At 44.5% G+C, this 17,399-nt stretch carries 18 protein-coding genes; 8 read left to right on the forward strand and 10 right to left on the reverse strand.

Translation table 11 applies throughout. The annotated features are described in order from the left end of the window. Positions 1-103 precede the first annotated feature (103 nt). On the reverse strand, positions 104-1,147 hold the full coding sequence (gene dusA, locus CSH93_RS16225; RefSeq protein ID WP_276307709.1) for a tRNA dihydrouridine(20/20a) synthase DusA: 1,044 nt from the start codon (positions 1,145-1,147) through the stop codon (positions 104-106). Positions 1,148-1,310: 163 nt separating this feature from the next. Between dusA and CSH93_RS16230 the strand changes: the two genes are divergently transcribed. Beyond that, positions 1,311-2,762 (forward strand): RimK family protein, encoded by a 1,452-nt coding sequence (locus CSH93_RS16230; protein WP_100644416.1) that lies wholly within the window; start codon positions 1,311-1,313, stop codon positions 2,760-2,762. 1 nt (position 2,763) lies between these two features. Continuing rightward, positions 2,764-3,876: a GNAT family N-acetyltransferase/peptidase C39 family protein gene (locus tag CSH93_RS16235; protein ID WP_100644417.1), complete on the forward strand. Its 1,113-nt coding sequence runs from the start codon at positions 2,764-2,766 to the stop codon at positions 3,874-3,876. 7 nt (positions 3,877-3,883) lie between these two features. Here CSH93_RS16235 and CSH93_RS16240 read toward each other — a convergent pair whose 3' ends face one another. The 3 genes from CSH93_RS16240 to CSH93_RS16250 are packed head-to-tail and all read right to left on the reverse strand — an operon-like array spanning position 3,884 to position 6,308. Further along, positions 3,884-4,309, reverse strand: coding sequence for a CBS domain-containing protein (locus tag CSH93_RS16240; RefSeq protein ID WP_240615633.1), 426 nt, complete (start codon positions 4,307-4,309; stop codon positions 3,884-3,886). A gap of 8 nt (positions 4,310-4,317) precedes the next feature. After that, the gene (gene fghA / locus CSH93_RS16245) at positions 4,318-5,172 is read right to left on the reverse strand and encodes an S-formylglutathione hydrolase (protein ID WP_100644418.1); all 855 of its coding nucleotides are present in this window, start codon (positions 5,170-5,172) and stop codon (positions 4,318-4,320) included. Positions 5,173-5,183: 11 nt separating this feature from the next. Next, positions 5,184-6,308 carry an S-(hydroxymethyl)glutathione dehydrogenase/class III alcohol dehydrogenase gene (locus CSH93_RS16250; protein ID WP_100644419.1) on the reverse strand — a complete coding sequence of 375 codons (1,125 nt, stop codon included), beginning with the start codon at positions 6,306-6,308 and terminating at the stop codon, positions 5,184-5,186. 95 nt (positions 6,309-6,403) lie between these two features. Here CSH93_RS16250 and CSH93_RS16255 point away from each other — a divergent pair, with 95 nt between their 5' ends. From CSH93_RS16255 to CSH93_RS16265, 3 genes are read left to right on the forward strand one after another with little or no spacing between them, the layout of a single operon-like run. After that, positions 6,404-7,309, forward strand: a complete 906-nt coding sequence (locus CSH93_RS16255; RefSeq protein ID WP_100644420.1) for an acyltransferase — start codon at positions 6,404-6,406, stop codon at positions 7,307-7,309. Between the two features lie 4 nt (positions 7,310-7,313). After that, positions 7,314-8,207, forward strand: a complete 894-nt coding sequence (locus CSH93_RS16260; RefSeq protein ID WP_100644421.1) for an acyltransferase — start codon at positions 7,314-7,316, stop codon at positions 8,205-8,207. A 3-nt stretch (positions 8,208-8,210) separates the two neighbouring features. Further along, positions 8,211-9,464 carry a mechanosensitive ion channel family protein gene (locus CSH93_RS16265; RefSeq protein ID WP_100644422.1) on the forward strand — a complete coding sequence of 418 codons (1,254 nt, stop codon included), beginning with the start codon at positions 8,211-8,213 and terminating at the stop codon, positions 9,462-9,464. Here the strand turns inward: CSH93_RS16265 and CSH93_RS16270 are convergent. Continuing rightward, the gene (locus tag CSH93_RS16270; protein WP_100644423.1) at positions 9,461-9,652 is read right to left on the reverse strand and encodes a hypothetical protein; all 192 of its coding nucleotides are present in this window, start codon (positions 9,650-9,652) and stop codon (positions 9,461-9,463) included. The two genes, CSH93_RS16265 and CSH93_RS16270, sit on opposite strands and share 4 nt — an antisense overlap. A 268-nt stretch (positions 9,653-9,920) precedes the next feature. Here CSH93_RS16270 and CSH93_RS16275 point away from each other — a divergent pair, with 268 nt between their 5' ends. Continuing rightward, positions 9,921-10,727, forward strand: coding sequence for a DUF2884 family protein (locus tag CSH93_RS16275; protein ID WP_164078398.1), 807 nt, complete (start codon positions 9,921-9,923; stop codon positions 10,725-10,727). A gap of 60 nt (positions 10,728-10,787) precedes the next feature. Then, the gene (locus tag CSH93_RS16280; protein WP_100644425.1) at positions 10,788-11,627 is read left to right on the forward strand and encodes an NAD(P)H-binding protein; all 840 of its coding nucleotides are present in this window, start codon (positions 10,788-10,790) and stop codon (positions 11,625-11,627) included. Here CSH93_RS16280 and CSH93_RS16285 read toward each other — a convergent pair. From CSH93_RS16285 to CSH93_RS16305, 5 genes are all read right to left on the reverse strand, one after another. Then, positions 11,616-13,037, reverse strand: a complete 1,422-nt coding sequence (locus tag CSH93_RS16285; RefSeq protein ID WP_100644426.1) for a sodium-dependent transporter — start codon at positions 13,035-13,037, stop codon at positions 11,616-11,618. The genes CSH93_RS16280 and CSH93_RS16285 overlap by 12 nt on opposite strands. Positions 13,038-13,342: 305 nt before the next feature. Then, positions 13,343-15,160 (reverse strand): ferrous iron transporter B, encoded by a 1,818-nt coding sequence (gene feoB, locus CSH93_RS16290; protein WP_100644427.1) that lies wholly within the window; start codon positions 15,158-15,160, stop codon positions 13,343-13,345. A gap of 38 nt (positions 15,161-15,198) precedes the next feature. After that, positions 15,199-15,429, reverse strand: coding sequence for a FeoA family protein (locus CSH93_RS16295; protein ID WP_100644428.1), 231 nt, complete (start codon positions 15,427-15,429; stop codon positions 15,199-15,201). Between the two features lie 117 nt (positions 15,430-15,546). Then, positions 15,547-16,290: an SDR family NAD(P)-dependent oxidoreductase gene (locus CSH93_RS16300; RefSeq protein WP_100644429.1), complete on the reverse strand. Its 744-nt coding sequence runs from the start codon at positions 16,288-16,290 to the stop codon at positions 15,547-15,549. Continuing rightward, the gene (locus CSH93_RS16305) at positions 16,287-16,694 is read right to left on the reverse strand and encodes a thiol-disulfide oxidoreductase DCC family protein (protein ID WP_100644430.1); all 408 of its coding nucleotides are present in this window, start codon (positions 16,692-16,694) and stop codon (positions 16,287-16,289) included. The genes CSH93_RS16300 and CSH93_RS16305 overlap by 4 nt, the downstream gene beginning before the upstream one ends. Positions 16,695-16,809: 115 nt before the next feature. Here CSH93_RS16305 and msrA point away from each other — a divergent pair, with 115 nt between their 5' ends. Continuing rightward, positions 16,810-17,346, forward strand: a complete 537-nt coding sequence (gene msrA, locus CSH93_RS16310; RefSeq protein ID WP_100644431.1) for a peptide-methionine (S)-S-oxide reductase MsrA — start codon at positions 16,810-16,812, stop codon at positions 17,344-17,346. The last annotated feature ends 53 nt before the right edge of the window (positions 17,347-17,399 follow it).

A 17,399-nucleotide genomic window follows, 5' to 3' on the forward strand; every position in this document is an offset into this window, starting at 1 on the left:
CTTGAAATTAATGCAAACATTAAAAATTAGAAGAATAATTTGAAGTGTGGTTAAATTAACCACACGCATGGTCAATTTAACCAAAATTTAAATCGATTTTTTGTTAAATACTTGAAGTTCGTGCGCGTGCTTGCTCTGCCGCCTCTGTTAGAGCATCTAATGCATGCAGAACCACGTCCTCTTTAGGGCTACGTCCAGTGCCATTTTGGCTGAGATAACGACGCCATACGCGCCCACCCGGCTGACCTTGGAATAATCCCAACATGTGTCTCGCGATATGCCACTCTCGAGCGCCTTGTTTCACCTGCTCACGAATATAATGACTCATTTGCTCGACAACATACTCCCGCGAGTATGTCGTTGCAGGCATTCCAAATATCATTTCGTCTGCTGACGCCAACATGTAGGGATTTGCATATATTTCACGCCCTATCATTACACCGTCCACATAAGTCAAATGCTCTGCAGCGTCTTCGAAGGTCTTGATTCCACCGTTAATACTGATTGAGAGTTCTGGGAACTCTTGTTTCAAGCTATACACTCTCGGATAACACAACGGGGGGATATCGCGATTTTCTTTCGGACTCAGCCCTTGCAACCAAGCCTTCCGAGCATGAACAATGAACGTATTGCACCCAGCTTCTGCGACCACCTTCACAAAACGAGTGAGATCTTCATACTCATCCATATCGTCAATACCAATACGGCATTTTACCGTGACAGGAATATCAACTTCTGCCTGCATTGCTTTGACGCACTCAGCCACCACTTCGGGTTCAGCCATAAGGCAAGCACCAAAGCGACCATTTTGCACTCTATCTGACGGGCAACCCACATTGATATTCACTTCATCATAACCGCGCGCTTGGGCAATAGATGCACACTGCGCCATTGCCGAGGGATCAGAACCGCCCAATTGCAACGCAACAGGATGTTCTTGTTGGTTATAACCGAGGTAGTCCCCTTTGCCAAAAATAATGGCACCCGTCGTCACCATTTCGGTATACAACAACGTTTGTTGGCTCATCAAACGATAAAAATAACGACAATGTTTGTCTGTCCAATCGAGCATTGGCGCGACAGACAAGCGACGATCTAACGACTCACGATCCACAAATACACTACCTTTAAGGCCACAAGAATTCACTGCTTAGCCGCCCATAATACCATTGGCGAAACACTTTTAAAAAATCTATAACTTTGCTTGTCGTGACGATTAAAAAAAGTCATCAAAAATCCAGCCTTCGGATATTGCGTAGACTAAAATTTAGCCTATATTCCACCCGAATTTTCAATCTAAAGTAGACCCAGTGGCCAAGCCTTTAATCGTTGCCGATTCCGAACTTGATATCGGTTCACATGACATCCCAATAGAACTCTTTGGAAACTACTTAGCGCATTACCCCAAAAAAGGGGAGCCTAAGATGCTGATCATTAATTTATGTGACACCAGTCGCTATTTAAGTGAGGGCTACTATTGCTCCCTGCTTGCTGAAGCACGCAAACACCAAGTTCTGCCCAGTGTCAGTACAATTAATGATTTAAAACCTGATCCCAGCGGTCAGCCAAAACAAATAGCGCTAAGTAGCGCCTATACCAAAGGTCTTGCACTGGACGAAACGCGGGCGTTGATGATCTATTTTGGTCAAACGCCAGATGCTGCATTTAAAAAAGTGGCTAAGCACATATTTGGTCAGTTTCCAGCACCTATTTTAAAAGTAGAGATCCAGCGTACACCCTCCGTTGCCATAGCAGGGGTTAGCGCCTTGGGTATTAGTGAATTGTCGCCGGAAGACAGCAGCCATTTCCGCGACGCATTGAGTCGTTTTACACAATCGTCCTGGCAAAAAGCACGCAGCAGTAAATCACTCCGTTGGGATATGGCCATTCTCTACAACCCTGACGAAAAAACACCGCCCAGTGACGCCAAGGCGTTGCAAAGCTTTGTAAAAGCCGCTCAACGCGTCGGTATTCATGCCGAATTAATTACACCTGACAAAAGTCATCTCATCGAGAACTTTGATGCATTGTTCATTCGTGAAACCACGGCTATTGATCATCATACTTACCGCCTAGCACGCAGGGCTGAACAGCATGGCCTGGTGGTAATAGACGACGCCACGTCCATTTTACGTTGCTGCAACAAAGTATTCTTACAAGATGCATTTACCTACAGCAATGTACCCGCACCGCTAAGCGAGTTTGTATCGTCATGCGATGACGATATCTGCACGCAGTTAGAAGCGCGTTACGGTTATCCGATGGTACTAAAACTGCCAGAGAGTGCCTTTTCATTGGGCGTGCACAAAGTCGAAAATCGCGCTGAGCTACAAAACCGTTTAACCCAAATGTTAGTGCACTCTGCTATTGTGCTGGTACAAGAATTTCTGCGCACCGACTATGATTGGCGCATTGGGGTATTAAACGGCAAGCCCATTTACGCCTGCCGTTACTTTATGGCGCGGAATCATTGGCAAATCTACAACCATGAATCGAAAAAGTTCTTCAGTGGAGACTTCGAAACATTACCAACCTTTGAAGTACCTAAGAAAGTATTGGATGCCGCCGTTCGTGCCAGTGCAGTGATTGGCAAAGGCCTTTACGGTGTAGACATCAAAGAAGTCGAAAGCAAAGTCTATGTTATTGAAGTCAACGATAACCCATCGATTGAATCAAAAGTGGAAGACGCCTATCTGGGGAGCGAACTGTACCACATCATCATGAGCGAATTTGCCAATCGCTTGGAGTCTCGTGGTCGTTAACATGACAACTTCACAGCATATTTCATTTCGTGCGGCGACAAAAACTGACGTACCGCAACTTGTTGCGTTGGAAAATGAAGCTTTTGATTCTGACCGTTTATCCGCCAAACGTTTCAAGCATTGGGTCGGTGCAGACAACCGTGTATTTTTGGTCGCAGAAGCTGATGGGCAGTTAATGGGGTATGGGCTGGTGCTGCTGCGCAAAGGCACTCAGTTAGCACGCTTGTATTCCATCGCGATTAGCCAGCGCAGTCGTGGCGCTGGTTTGGGGGCCCGACTACTGCAAGAACTAGAAGTCGCCGCTATGCAAGCGGGGCGTTTGTTTATGCGTTTGGAAGTTGCTGAAAACAATGACGCCGCGATTGCATTATACAAACGTGCAGGATACGAACCCTTTGGTGTATACGCAGAATACTACGCGAATAACATCGATGCGATTCGCATGCAGAAGCCAATTAAGCAGTTAGCTGTACAACCACTATTGCCGTGCTACCCATGGTATCGCCAAACCACTGAGTTTACTTGTGGTCCGTCAGCATTGATGATGGCGATGCACAGTATTGATGACACGATTCCACTCAGCCAAGCGTTGGAACTCGCATTGTGGCGCGAGGCTACATCGATCTACATGACATCTGGACACGGTGGTTGTCACCCATATGGATTGGCGCTTTCCGCATATCGACGTAACTTTATGGTTGATGTGTACGTGTCGTATGCACATGGACTATTTGTTGATGGCGTCCGCAGTACAGAAAAGAAACACATTATGACGGTTGTGGAAGACACCTTCATTGACGAAATGGCTGATACCCAAATTCATTTGCATGAAACCACGCCAACATTGGACGATATCAAAGACTTTTTATCAAAAGGCCGCGCGGTAGTAGGCCTCATTAGTACCTATCATTTAAGCAACAGTAAAACGCCTCATTGGGTGTGTATAACCCAAGTCGACGATAGTTGTTTTTACTTGCATGACCCAGACGTTGAAACTGAATCGACTAATCCCTTGGAGTACCAGCATATCCCGATCTGCAATCAAGATTTCTTAAAAATGTCGGGCTACGGCAAACAAAAATTGCGTGCGTTTATTGTCATCCATCAAGCTTAACTATCACTCAGGTATGACTGACTTTTTCATATAGCCAATTGATAATATCGCGCCAGGTAATAATCCCTATTGGCTTATTTTCTTCATTCACAACCGGTAAGCAGGTTACCTTGTATTGTTTAAACGTTGTGATCACATGTTTGAATGAGTCACCTTCGCGAATACACACGAGTTTGCGCTTGATGATTTGATGAACACGCTTATCAAGGGTTGCTAAGTCTTTTGAGTTTGCTGCAGGTAAATCTACAGTGGGGGTGGTGGCTTTAAAATAGTCACGATCAGAAATAACCCCCACTAGCTCTTTCTGGCTATTCACCACGAGAAGATGATGGAAACGATGTCGAATGAATAAATCGCGAACAACCTTAAGACGGTCGTCCATATCCACACATACCACATTTTTACTCATCAACTTATCGATGGAAATGCTCATAAATGCCGTTACTCATCTGCAAACAAGTGTTTAGCGTGAAAGGCCAAATGTTGGTCAATAAAAGTCGCAATAAAATAGTAGCTATGGTCATAGCCTGTGTGTAATGAATACTCTAAGCGAACATCGTTGTCTTGCGCGGCCTGAATCAAACGATCAGGTAGCAGCTGTTCTGCCAAAAATTCATCTTCACTGCCTTGATCAATTTTGATCGGCAATGTGGGTTTAAGTTTCGCCACTAACTCTGTTGCATCATAAACATTCCAGAGTGACTTATCCTCACCTAAGTAGCCAGAGAATGCCTTTTCTCCCCACGGGCAGTGAATCGGGTTACAGATCGGGCTAAACGCAGAAATTGATTTATATTTATCAGACTCTCGCATGCCGATGACCAAAGCGCCATGCCCGCCCATCGAATGACCAAAAATACTTTTTTGCTGAGTGACATTGAACGCCGATTCAACCAGCTTCGGTAGTTCTTTAGTCACGTAATCGTACATATTGTAGTTAAGTGCAAACGTTGGCTGAGTCGCGTTTAGATAAAACCCTGCGCCAAGCCCAAAGTCGTAGCTGCCATCTTGATCATCGGCCACGCCGTAACCTCTTGGGCTAGTATCCGGCATGACGATCGCAATATTGAGATCTGCCGCGGCTCTAAATGCACCCGCTTTTTGAGCAAAATTTTGGTCCGTGCATGTGAGCCCTGATAACCAATAGACCACCGGTACTGCCTTAGGTTTATCAGTTTGTATAGCCAGTGGCGGCAAAAATACACTTGCCGTCATGGTGCAGTGATTTACATTTGATGGGTGTTCGAAGCGTATTAATTCGCCTTCAAACACTCGCTGCTTCGATAATACCTTCATACTCCAGCCTCTCAGTCGAATGAAACAACGCTGCGAATACTTTTACCTTCGTGCATTAAGTCGAAAGCAGAATTGATATCCTCAAGCGGCATTTTATGCGTTACGAATTCATGCAGCGGGATTTCACCCGCGAGATATTGTTCAACAATACCCGGTAGCTGACTTCTTCCTTTCACCCCACCAAATGCCGTACCTCGCCATACACGTCCAGTCACGAGCTGAAAGGGTCGAGTCGAAATCTCTTGCCCAGCGCCTGCAACACCGATAATGACAGACTCGCCCCATCCCTTGTGACAGCACTCCAGTGCACTGCGCATCACATTTACGTTTCCAATACACTCGAATGAGTAATCGACTCCACCATCGGTTAACTCAACAATCACTTCTTGGATCGGCTTATCATAATCCTTTGGATTGACCACATCTGTGGCCCCAAGTTTCTTAGCCAAGTCGAATTTACTGTCGTTGATATCAATGGCAATGATCCGTGAGGCTTTTGCCATAACAGCCCCAATCACGGCTGATAGGCCAATACCACCTAATCCAAAAATAGCCACTGTGGCGCCCGGCTCAACTTTCGCAGTGTTTAACACAGCTCCCATACCGGTTGTAACACCGCAGCCCAACAAACACACTTCTTCTAATGGCGCTTGAGGATTGATCTTGGCTAATGAAATTTCAGGTAATATGGTATATTCAGAGAAAGTTGAGCAGCCCATGTAATGATAAATAGGTTTACCATTTACTGAGAATCGAGTTGTTCCGTCCGGCATTAAGCCTTGCCCCTGCGTTTCCCGGATTTTTTGACACAAATTGGTTTTGCCCGACAAACAGAACTTACATTCACCGCACTCAGGGGTATACAGTGGAATAACATGATCGCCCACGGCGACAGATGTCACGCCCTCTCCAATTGATTCAACGATACCGCCGCCTTCATGTCCCAGAATACACGGAAACTTACCCTCAGGATCGTCGCCCGACAAAGTGTAAGCATCAGTATGACAAACCCCAGAAGAGACGATTTTAATACGCACTTCACCTTTCTGCGGTGGCATTACTTCAACAGTCTCGATAGATAAAGGCTTTCCAGCTTCCCATGCGACGGCGGCTTTACACGAAATAACGGATGACATACTGCGCTCCTTAGGTTTTTATCTGTACAATTATTCGGATTTTAGCTGTTTTCGTTTACAATGCGCGCTTTTATGAGCGGCGAAGGGTACTTTTAATGTTTAAGCAACTAGGCTACACCATTGCAGGCAGCCTGTCCGTAATTCTCTATTTTATCAACACTATTTTTTGGGTCATCCCCTTATTGTGTTTTTCAGTGCTTAAATTAATCCCGATCCCCATTTGGCAAGGTTTCATTTCGCATTTTGTTGATGGTTGTGCGACCAACTGGATCAGCGTTAACCGTTTGAATCAAAACATTTTTAGTCGCACGCGTTGGCATGTAACAGGGATCGATGAGTTATCCAGCAAAGATTGGTATTTAGTCATCGCGAATCACCAAAGCTGGGTCGACATTTTGGTGTTGCAGCGTGTATTTAACCACCGCATACCTTTCCTTAAATTCTTCCTCAAAAAAGAACTTATTTGGGTACCTTTTCTGGGCCTTGCATGGTGGGCATTGGACTTCCCGTTCATGCGTCGATATAGCAAATCGTTTCTCGCCAAAAACCCTCATTTAAAAGGTAAAGATTTAGAAACGACGCGCAAAGCCTGTGAGAAGTTTCAGCACAAGCCTGTCAGCGTGATGAATTTTATTGAAGGTACGCGGATCACACCGCAAAAGCACGCACGACAAAATTCTCCCTACGAGTTTTTACTCAAACCTCGAGCGGGCGGTATCGCATTCGTATTGAGTGCTATGGGTTCGCAATTACATAAGCTAGTTGATGTCACGATTCACTACCCCAAGGGCATTCCATCATTTTGGGATTTCGTCTCCGGGAAAGTGAAGGATATCAATGTTAATGTAACTGTTACGCCTATCGCCGACTTGTTTACACAGAATATTTTCACTCAACGGTATTTCGATGATCCGGAGCAACGCGCCATTTTCCAACAGTGGCTCAATCGCGTTTGGGCACAAAAAGACCAACAATTAAAACACCTTTCAATGACGGAATAGTCGTATTATGCGCGTTGTATTAGCTCCTTTTATTTTCCTTATTCATCTACCGTTACAGATCCTTAATTTAGCCGTATGCGGTGGTCTTATTATCGCGTTTGGCTTAGTTAAATTACTGTTACCGCATTCTTTCAACGTACGCTTTATCAACCCGTTGATGAATGTTTTTTTATTGGCATTTGGTAAAATCAGTGTCGCTTTGATCAAGTTGTTTAATCCAATCACAATCGATTATCGTATCGAGGGGAAACTCAGCCAAGAAAGCTGGTATTTAATTGTTGCCAATCATATTAGTTATCTGGATATCATTCTGCTGATTGAATTCGCACATAAACGCATCCCGCCGCCTAAGTTTTTTCTGAAAAAGGAATTGATTTGGATGCCATTTGTTGGATTGGGTGCATGGGCACTGGATATGCCCTTTATGCGACGCTACTCACAGGCATATGTTGCCAAATATCCGCACTTAAAAGGTAAAGATATAGAAACGACGCGTAAGTCCTGTGAAAAATTCAAATCACAGCCCACCACCGTCATTAATTTTGTCGAAGGCACGCGCTTCACGCCGCAAAAACATCAATTTAAACAAAGTGCTTATCAACATTTGCTCCCCCCAAAGGCTGGCGGTATAGCCTTTACGTTGGCGGCTATGGGCGAGCTTTTCACCAACATTTTGGATGTCTCACTGGCATATCCTGACAACCAGCGCCATCCCATGTTGGAAATGCTTTGCGGGCAAATGAGTAGGATCATCCTTGATGTTAATGTGTTACCCGTTACTGATGATGTGATTGGTGATTACTTTGAGAATGCCAGTTTCAAGGAACGCTTTCAGCGTTGGCTTAATGACCTTTGGCATGCCAAAGACCAAAGGCTTAAACACATTTTAGGGAGTTAAGGAATGCTCAAAGACGTTAATTTAAGGGATACATTGCTGCAATATGTACAGCAGGTGTTTCCATCAGCGACGATAGATAGCCCTGCATATCTTGCCAGCACATTTTTAATTATCGTTGCTTTCGCCCTTGTTTCATTGTGGACAACGCGCTTTATCGTCAGTGACAAAGTTACTCGATTTGTGTTGAAAACGAAAAGCGAATGGGACGATGAATTGCATCAGCATCACTTTTTTAGACGCTGTGGACACCTTGTTCCGGCGATAGTGATCAGCCTTGTAGCGCAGTTACTGATGGCTGAAGACTCACGGATGCTCGCAATAATTGAAAAGCTTTCTATGCTGTATTTGTCCGTCACATCCTTACTGATCATCAGTGCACTACTGAATACCATAGAGGACATCTATAACGCTTCATCCTTGGCTAAGCGAGCCCCGATCACTGGATTTATTCAGGTTGCCAAACTGCTCTTCACCATGATCGTAGGAATATTGGTGATCAGCTTGCTGATCGACAAGAGCCCGATCATTTTGCTCTCCGGCATGACCGCGATAGCGGCCGTTTTATTGTTAATATTCCGCGATACCATTCTTGGCTTTGTTGCCGGTATACAAATCGCAGCGAATCGCATGTTTAATACTGGCGATTGGATAGCAATGCCCAAATATGATGTCGACGGTGAGATCTTGATGATTGGCCTTACCAACGTAAAAGTCCAAAACTGGGACAAAACTATATCGACGCTGCCGACCTATTCACTCACTACAGAAGCGGTTAAAAACTGGCGCGGCATGAGCGAATCAGGTGGACGAAGAATAAAACGCTCAATTAATATCGACCTGCGTAGCGTTAAATTCTGTGATGAGCAAATGCTGCATTCATTCGCTAATATTCGCTTTATCAAAGATTATATTGCTGACAAAGTAAACGCTCTAAAAACTTACCATCAAGACAAACAAATCGATGAACAGGATGTACTGAATAGCCGCCGGTTAACTAACCTAGGAACCTTTCGTGCGTATTTGCGCAGCTATATCGCTAACCACCCTGACATCAATAAAGATATGACCATGATGGTAAGACAGCTTGCACCGACCGAAGTGGGTCTTCCATTAGAAATTTATTGTTTCAGCGCGAACAAAGATTGGGTTGCCTACGAAGGCATTCAAGCAGATATTTTTGACCACGCTATCGCGATGCTTCCCCAATTCGGGTTAAAAGCCTATCAACGCGATAACGTGATGCAGGTAAGGGACTAGAGTAGTAGATACCCTAACAAACCAAAGATAGCGACGCCGGACACACCAAGGTAACCGTACTCGATACGCTCTTTGAGGGCTTCGGCGCCCGTTTTATCAGAAAGAAAGCCCATGATGATGCTGCTCAATCCCAGCACCAACGCAATAAGTGCTATTCCAAACAGCACTGCATTTAACCAATCAGCCATGCTCATTTACCTTTAAATTAGATTGCGCGCATTATGCCTCAACTGAATAGCCTTTGGTATGGCAGCAAAGGTATTTTTCGCTGATTTATTGACCTTGGTCAAATTGACTAAGTTATAGCTTTTGTTACTACAAGATAATGATTATTTAAACAACAAATTATACACCTCCAGCGTATGTTATTGTTTTTATTGGATTTCTTAAGTTGGCCTAAGAAATGAATAGTTGCTTAGGTACAACATGTAAGGAAGGACATAAACAATGAGCAACATGCGTAAAATTTTTACTGCGACAGCAATCTCAATGGCATTGGCTACTAGTGCGCCGGTTTTCGCCCACTCTAATTTTTCAGATAGCTGCAATATTAATTTTGAAGGTGAATTACAATTCAAAGAAGATATTTTGTCTATCACGCTGAAGAACGGCGATATTGCGAACTTCACAGCCGATGGTGAAGTCAGTATTAATGGTGAGTACTTATCACTGGATAGCGCTCAATCGAACGCTGCTCAGCAATACTATAGCGCCATCACAGAGTCTATTCCGCAAACCGCAGAGATTGCTATCGATGCGCTAGAGGTCGCAAGCGTAGCTGTAACGGAAGCGTTTGGCGAATTACTTGGGTATGACGATCCGCTAGTGGTTGATTTTGAAGACTTCTTTGCAACCTTACATGTTAAGGTTAACGATCAATTCTATGCCGCTGATGGCAGTTTTCACATGAAATCATCAGATAGCGAAGACGGCTCATGGGTAAACCCAACATGGGAGTCAGAGCTAGAAGAGCAAATTGAAGATATGGTTGAGCGCTCTATTGGCCGCATATTAGTCGCCGTTGGCACAGAAATGGTTATGAGTGGCGGTGATATGTCAGCTTTTGAAAGCCGCATGGAAAATTTCGGAGAACGCATTGAACAGCGTGTCGAATTCAATACTGAAGAACTTGAGCACAAAGCGGATCAACTGTGTATGACGTTAAGCACCGCTGATGTTGCTGAGAGCAAATTAGCCAGCAGTGTTGATGCGCTGTCGACTCTTGATATGTTAGATATCGAGAACCCTCGTTTTAAAATGTAAATCAAACGCTAACGCTATAGAATACCCCGCATCTGCGGGGTTTTTATTGGGCGATAGTACATGACTAATTCTGATACACAAGTTGCGGTAATAGGCTGCGGCTGGTTGGGATTTCCACTGGCAAAGCAATTACTTCAGTGTGGTTATCCGGTATGCGGAACGTCCCGCGCCGAAAACAAACTGTCTCAACTGAGTGAAGCCGGCATTGACCCTGTTCCCTTGGACATTTACACCCCACAAACTCAGAGTATCAACACATTAAAAACCTGCGACACCTGGATCATCTGTATTGCAGCTGGGCGCCGAAATGCAAATTTTGAACAGTATGTAAAAGCCGTATATGCAATGATGGACCATGCGGTCGCCTCCAACACAAAGCACGTAATATTTGTTAGCACCACATCGGTATATGGCAATCAAGCGGGAAGCGTCAATGAAGACACGCTGGTACAGCCAACGACTGACTCAGGTAAAGCGCATGTGCTTATTGAAAACTACTTGCGAACAGTAATGCCAGACAAATACTCGATTGTGCGCTGTGCTGGATTAGTCGATCGTGAGCGTCATCCCGTCAGAACGCTGAGTAAAAAAGGCACATTGTCTGCGCCAACAAGACCCGTGAACCTGATCCATAAAAGAGACGTGATTGAAGCATTGCTGATATTGGTGAGCAAAGGGCCTTTGAAAGATGGTACGTTTTTACTTGCTAGCCCTAAACACCCAACTCGCGAAGACTATTATACTTGGGCGGCAGCGCAACTGAGCATTAGCCCTCCGGCCTTTTTAGCGGCGTCATCTGTTGATGAAATAGACAATAAAGTTATTGATGCTGCGAGAACGTTTAAACGTTTGGGGCTTTCACTTCGCTATGAAAGCCCCTATGAGATGTTAGCTGAATAACGAAATACCGAAATACTTAACAGCCACCGTATTAACAAAGATGACCAACAAGATAACGGGAATAAAAGTACCTACTGACAAGTCAACGTAACGCTCAAAAAACGACCCTTTGTAAGAAGGCGCCCCCTCATCAAGTTCGGCGTTAAAGTTTTGTTTCTTCCAACGATAGATAACAAAAATACAAATCAGTAGACCATTTAGCGGCAAAATCGTGTCATAGAAGACATCGTAAATCACATCAAAGAATGACTTTTGCGCAGAGGCATAAGTCGTAAACTCAGTAAAGAATGGCACCATTCCAAACGACAGCGCACATAACACGGCAAGTATTGCTAGCAATACACCTAAAATGCCCAATGCCGATTTCCGTGACACGCCTTTTTCATCCATTAATGCCGCTACCGGAACTTCAAAAATAGATACGATAGAGGTTATTGCGGCAAAGAAAACCAATAGGAAGAATATGCTCGCGACGATACTAGCACCTAGATATCCCAAAGACGCTTGCAACGCTAAGAAGATTTTCGGCAAGAAGGTGAAAATCATACTGATTGAAGATTCACTCAACTCGGTCGGATCCACATTTGGATTAAACGAGAAAATGGCTGGTAAAATCATCAACCCGGCAACAAAAGCAACTGCCGTATCGGTCAAGGCAACTAACTTGGCTGAACCTGGGATGTCCGCGCGACGGTTAATATAGCTACCGTAGGTGATCATAATCCCCATACCCAGTGACAATGAGAAGAACGCCTGAGAAAGGGCTCCATTGATAACCGACGCATTGATTTTACTGAAATCGGGGATTAGATAATACTTAACACCTTCCATGGCGTTATCACGCGTAAGTACGAAGATAACTAACGCTAAAAGCATGACAAATAAAGCTGGCATCATTAGCTTTGCAGCCTTTTCAATACCCTCTTTAACCCCGCCTTGTAAAATCAGGTAAACAATGCCCAGCACTACAGCCATATAAATGAAGATAGACTGACTGTTAATAAACAGTCCAAAGGTAGTTGGGTCTGCTAATTGAACAAGGTTTCCGGTAGCTGACTCAAATAAATACCCGAAAATCCACACCGTAATGACTAAGTAAAACACCGCAATCATAAAGGGCGTGATAATGGATAGCCACCCGGCTATTTTCCAAGGTGTGGAGCCACCGGTAAGCTTGCTGTATGCACCAAGTGGATCTTTACCAGCATTTCGACCTACCGACATTTCGGCCAGCATTACTGGTAAACAAATCAAAAATACAAACAATGCATACATCAGCAAGAAAGCACCACCACCATTTTTGGCAGCACCGACTGGAAAACCAACTAAATTACCGATACCCACTGCAGAGCCTGCCGCAGCGAGGATAAAACCTAAGCGCGAGCCAAACTCTTCTCTTGAAGCGGCCATAAGATCCTTCCCTAATAGTTATTATTGTTATCGTGCCCTTTTTAGAACCGATATAAGGGCATAAGTGTGGGTTATGTTAACAGCAGATTAACGAACTGCATAGACAAAGACTTTGATGAGCGGAGTACTTAGGACAAACAACTATTTTCAACTTGGTGCATATTATTTACACCGTAAATCTGGCGATTTTCAAACAAGCAGATATCAACCTTGCTAGATTATAACGTGCATGACTAAAGTACTGAGATACTTCTCTGACTACTATATTCATACAAACTTTACTGAGTCGCCTTGCTTCCAAAGATTTAACTCAGAGTTGCATAAAGCGTTGCTGACACCACATAGGCAAGCAATCCGTACGCAACAAAAACACCCCACGAGTAACGATTTTTAGCCGTTTCACCTTTTAGAGTAGCAACGGTTGCAACACACTGAAGCGCGATCACATAGAAAGCCAACAAGGCTATGCCTGACGCCAATGTAAAGCCATCGGCCTGAATCATTGCCGCCAGCCCTTCCATGTTTTCCTCTGCATTTTCAATACTGAATAGTGTGCCAAGAACGCCAACAAAGACTTCTCGCGCAAGGAAAGAGACTAAAATCGCAACGCCATATCGCCAATCTACGCCAAGAGGCTCAAAAACAGGCTCAATAAAACGCCCGATACTGGCCAAATACGATGCTTGCAAATCACCGTTCGCAGGGAAATATCCTAACCCCCACAACACAACTGATACGGTAAAAATGACCGGCGCTGCTCGCTTAATAAAATACACACCGCTATTAACGGTTTTGTACAGTAAAGGTCGCCAATGCGGTAAACGATAAGTTGGTAGTTCAAGGATGAAAGGCAAATCCGTTTTGCTTGATTCATCACTGACATACATATCCAATACTTTACTGACAATAAGCGCAGTCAGCATACCGCCTAGATACAGCACAAAAAAGATGGCGCCTTGCAGGTTGACCCACCCGCCGAGTATTTGTCTGTCAGGCACAAACACCGCTATCAACAGCGCATATACTGGCAAACGCGCAGAACATGACATAAGCGGTACGGTCATCATCGTGATCAAACGCTTTCGTGGTGATTCAATGGTTCTCGCCGCCATGATGGCGGGTATAGCGCACGCATGGCCAGACAAATACGGAATAAAGCTTCGACCTGATAATCCAAAGATACTTAATGGTTTATGACAAATCAGCGCGGCTCTGGCTAAATAACCACTGTCTTCTAGGATGCCGATGATCAGGGTCAACACCATTATCTGGGGAACAAAAACTAAGAAAGCGCCGACACCGCCAAACAATGCGTCATTGATAAAGTCGTTCACTGCGCCTTGCGGTAGCGTCTGGGTCGACCACTGTGCAAGGGTCGCAATCGCGGCTTCAACCCCATCCATTAGTGGAGCAGCCCAGGTGAAAATACTCTGAAACAAAAAGAACATAATCGCGACGAACGCGACTATCCCAAACACACTGTTTAGTAGCCACGTGTCCAGACTGTTTTGCTGTTTAAGTACCAGCTCTTGTGAAATACCGAATGTTTTTGCTAATTGCTTAGCCCCCTGCACAGGAGGTAACTGTTGAATAACGGTGTCATTGACCTGTGCAGATACGTCCCCTTGAGCATAACGCTTTAAAGCGTCAGTAAACTCACTGATACCTAACAAGGTTTTAGCTGATATTGCATAAATGGGAGAGCCCAACTGCGCTGACAATAACTCCGTATCGTAGTCATATCCAAGTCGCGCGACCTCATCCATCATATTCAGTGCAAACACACACCCTTTGTTGTGTTTTTTTGCCAGCGCCTGAACCTGCAAGGCAAACACTAAACTACGTTCAAATTTAGTGGCGTCGAGATTACATACAATCAAGCAAGTTTGGTCTGACTCAACCGCCTGCATCAACTGTGCGACGGCGATCCTTTCGTCTTCAGAAATCGGTTGCAGTGAATAGGTGCCGGGAAAATCTACTAGCTCATAGTCGGCAAAGGTGCCTGATTTCAGTTCAACAGTTACGCCGGGAAAATTAGCGACCTTTTGTCTTAAACCGGTCAATTGATTAAACAGCAAACTCTTGCCTGAGTTAGGTTTGCCAACAAGAATGATTTTTTGCATGTAAAAACTACCGATACAACCTTGCGAGATGAATGAGATTAATGAGGCGCTATTTCGATTTGCTGAGCGAGAGATTTGTCGACTGAATAGACGCAGTCTTGAACTTGGATAACCAGAGGACCATTAAACGGTGTGCGTTTCATACATTTAACCACTTGCCCTTCAACAAACCCCATTTCTGCTAGGCGTTGAGCCAAACTAGGACTAGCGGAGGCATTTACACCGCGAATCTGTGCGCTTGATTTTTTAGTTAGATCCCATACGGTCACGGCAACACCACTAGGCTTTCAAAAGTTGACGCTATAGTATCGAACACACACTCCAAATGCGAATAATTATCAATAATATTTGACCTACATCATGAAAGGGTCGCAATAATTGCGTTATTACCAAGTGATCGATTGACCATCCCAATCAACATAATGAAGATTTTCATCGTTTGAAAGCCCTGCCAATATCTCTACTAACCTGTTTGCCGTGAACGCTGGGGTGAAAAGTTTGTCTGGTGCAACATTGGTCTGAAAGGGAGCCGATAGCGGAGAATCTACAGTGCCCGGGTGATAGCATACTAATGAGGCATTTTTGAATCGACGCTTGAACTCAACACTAGCTGTTTTCATCAACATATTGAGTGCTGCTTTAGATGCTCGGTAACTATACCAACCGCCTAATCGGTTATCACTAATGCTACCCACCCGAGCACTAAAGACGACCCACTGACAATGCTGACGATCCACTATATTCGCCGCATGACTTAACCATATCGCGTTAACTCCCGCGTTAACTTGCATCACGTGCATAAACGATGAAAGATTTAGTTCTTCGAGTTTCTTTTCAGGCTGTTTTTTGTCATCGTGTAACAGGCCTATTGTACTGATAACCCGGTTGAATCGACGATTAGCCGACTTCCATTGTTGCACCAGTGACTGAATTTCTTCTTCTGAATATTCTGAGACCGTATGCCATGCCACATTTTGATTAATATCTGAGAAAGCTTGAGGCGCCGGAGAGCGCGATACAATTGCAATTTCACACCAATCATTCATCTTCACGTGAGTAGAAATAAGTGCCTGAGCGATCGCTGAGGAACCACCAATGATGAGTAAACGTTTAGCCTGTGAATCACTCATTTAGGTACATTACCTGACTGGGATCCACAATAGCCGTTCTCACACCGTGATTGGCCAGTCAACCAATACGATATTTTATATCGATGCCGCGCAAAGAGCAGGTAACAGTGGTCTGCCACATAGCGGATCAACGGCCAACGCAAGGGCGCGTATAACCAACCTTTACCCACCAATGACCACGCGGTGTAGGTCACATCTAAACCCGTTAACATGCGCCCATCATCCCACCGTCCGTGTATCCTAGCATTCAGTGTTTGCTTGGATAGGTCTGGGTACTTTTGTACAAACTCAGGTGCATTGATATCTTCAAATGCCAACTTATTCGCGTCATTGCGCCGCATAAGCTGACGCATCTCAGCCATACACAATGGGCAAAGCCCGTCATAGAAAATAGTGAATTGCATAATGCTTATCAGTTTGAAAGTGAATATGAAGGTATACGGTCAAAAAGCCTAAGCGGATGACTTGATTTTAATTCGAAAACGCATACTTTAAACACATTCTACAGGAGAGTTTTCAATGAGCAATTTGAACAAAGCCACATTTGCTGGCGGCTGTTTTTGGTGTCTAGAATCAGCATTTAACCAAATAAAGGGCGTGGAAATCGCCTACTCAGGGTATGCCGGTGGCTCGGTAGAAAACCCAACCTATGAACAAGTGTGTGAGGGAAATACTGGGCATGCCGAAGTCATTCAAGTTACATTCGATGAAGACGTGATCAGCTACCGTAGTTTGTTGGAAATATTTTTCGCTATGCATGATCCGACGCAGCTAAACCGACAGGGCAACGACATCGGGACTCAATACAGAAGCGCTGTTTTCTATCATGATGCAGACCAACAGGCACAAGCGAATGCCATCATTGCAGAAATTGAAGAGCAAGGTATTTGGCCAGACCCAGTTGTGACCGAAGTCGTTGCGCTGACGAACTATTGGCAAGCTGAGGATTACCACCAGGATTACTTCAATAACAATCCGCAAAACACTTATTGCAATATGGTGGTGGGGCCTAAATTGGCGAAGTTTAAAAAGACCTTCGCAGATAATCTGAAATAATGAGAGTCGCAGATGCCAGAATCTGCCATTAATCGTGCTTCAAAATAAAAAGG

The sequence above is a fragment of the Neoalteromonas facilis genome, from assembly GCF_002807665.1.
GTDB classification, from domain to species: domain Bacteria; phylum Pseudomonadota; class Gammaproteobacteria; order Enterobacterales; family Alteromonadaceae; genus Alteromonas_E; species Alteromonas_E facilis.

Excerpts from the sequence above, each read along its gene's own strand:
- CSH93_RS16240 (WP_240615633.1), bottom strand. The coding sequence starts at position 4,309 with ATGAGCATTTCCATCGATAAGTTGATGAGTAAAAATGTGGTATGTGTG.
- CSH93_RS16300 (WP_100644429.1), bottom strand. The coding sequence starts at position 16,290 with ATGAGTGATTCACAGGCTAAACGTTTACTCATCATTGGTGGTTCCTCA.
- CSH93_RS16275 (WP_164078398.1), top strand. The coding sequence starts at position 9,921 with ATGCGTAAAATTTTTACTGCGACAGCAATCTCAATGGCATTGGCTACT.
- CSH93_RS16235 (WP_100644417.1), top strand. The coding sequence starts at position 2,764 with ATGACAACTTCACAGCATATTTCATTTCGTGCGGCGACAAAAACTGAC.
- feoB (WP_100644427.1), bottom strand. The coding sequence starts at position 15,160 with ATGCAAAAAATCATTCTTGTTGGCAAACCTAACTCAGGCAAGAGTTTG.
- CSH93_RS16255 (WP_100644420.1), top strand. The coding sequence starts at position 6,404 with ATGTTTAAGCAACTAGGCTACACCATTGCAGGCAGCCTGTCCGTAATT.
- fghA (WP_100644418.1), bottom strand. The coding sequence starts at position 5,172 with ATGAAGGTATTATCGAAGCAGCGAGTGTTTGAAGGCGAATTAATACGC.
- CSH93_RS16305 (WP_100644430.1), bottom strand. The coding sequence starts at position 16,694 with ATGCAATTCACTATTTTCTATGACGGGCTTTGCCCATTGTGTATGGCT.
- CSH93_RS16250 (WP_100644419.1), bottom strand. The coding sequence starts at position 6,308 with ATGTCATCCGTTATTTCGTGTAAAGCCGCCGTCGCATGGGAAGCTGGA.
- CSH93_RS16280 (WP_100644425.1), top strand. The coding sequence starts at position 10,788 with ATGACTAATTCTGATACACAAGTTGCGGTAATAGGCTGCGGCTGGTTG.
- CSH93_RS16285 (WP_100644426.1), bottom strand. The coding sequence starts at position 13,037 with ATGGCCGCTTCAAGAGAAGAGTTTGGCTCGCGCTTAGGTTTTATCCTC.
- CSH93_RS16265 (WP_100644422.1), top strand. The coding sequence starts at position 8,211 with ATGCTCAAAGACGTTAATTTAAGGGATACATTGCTGCAATATGTACAG.
- msrA (WP_100644431.1), top strand. The coding sequence starts at position 16,810 with ATGAGCAATTTGAACAAAGCCACATTTGCTGGCGGCTGTTTTTGGTGT.
- CSH93_RS16270 (WP_100644423.1), bottom strand. The coding sequence starts at position 9,652 with ATGGCTGATTGGTTAAATGCAGTGCTGTTTGGAATAGCACTTATTGCG.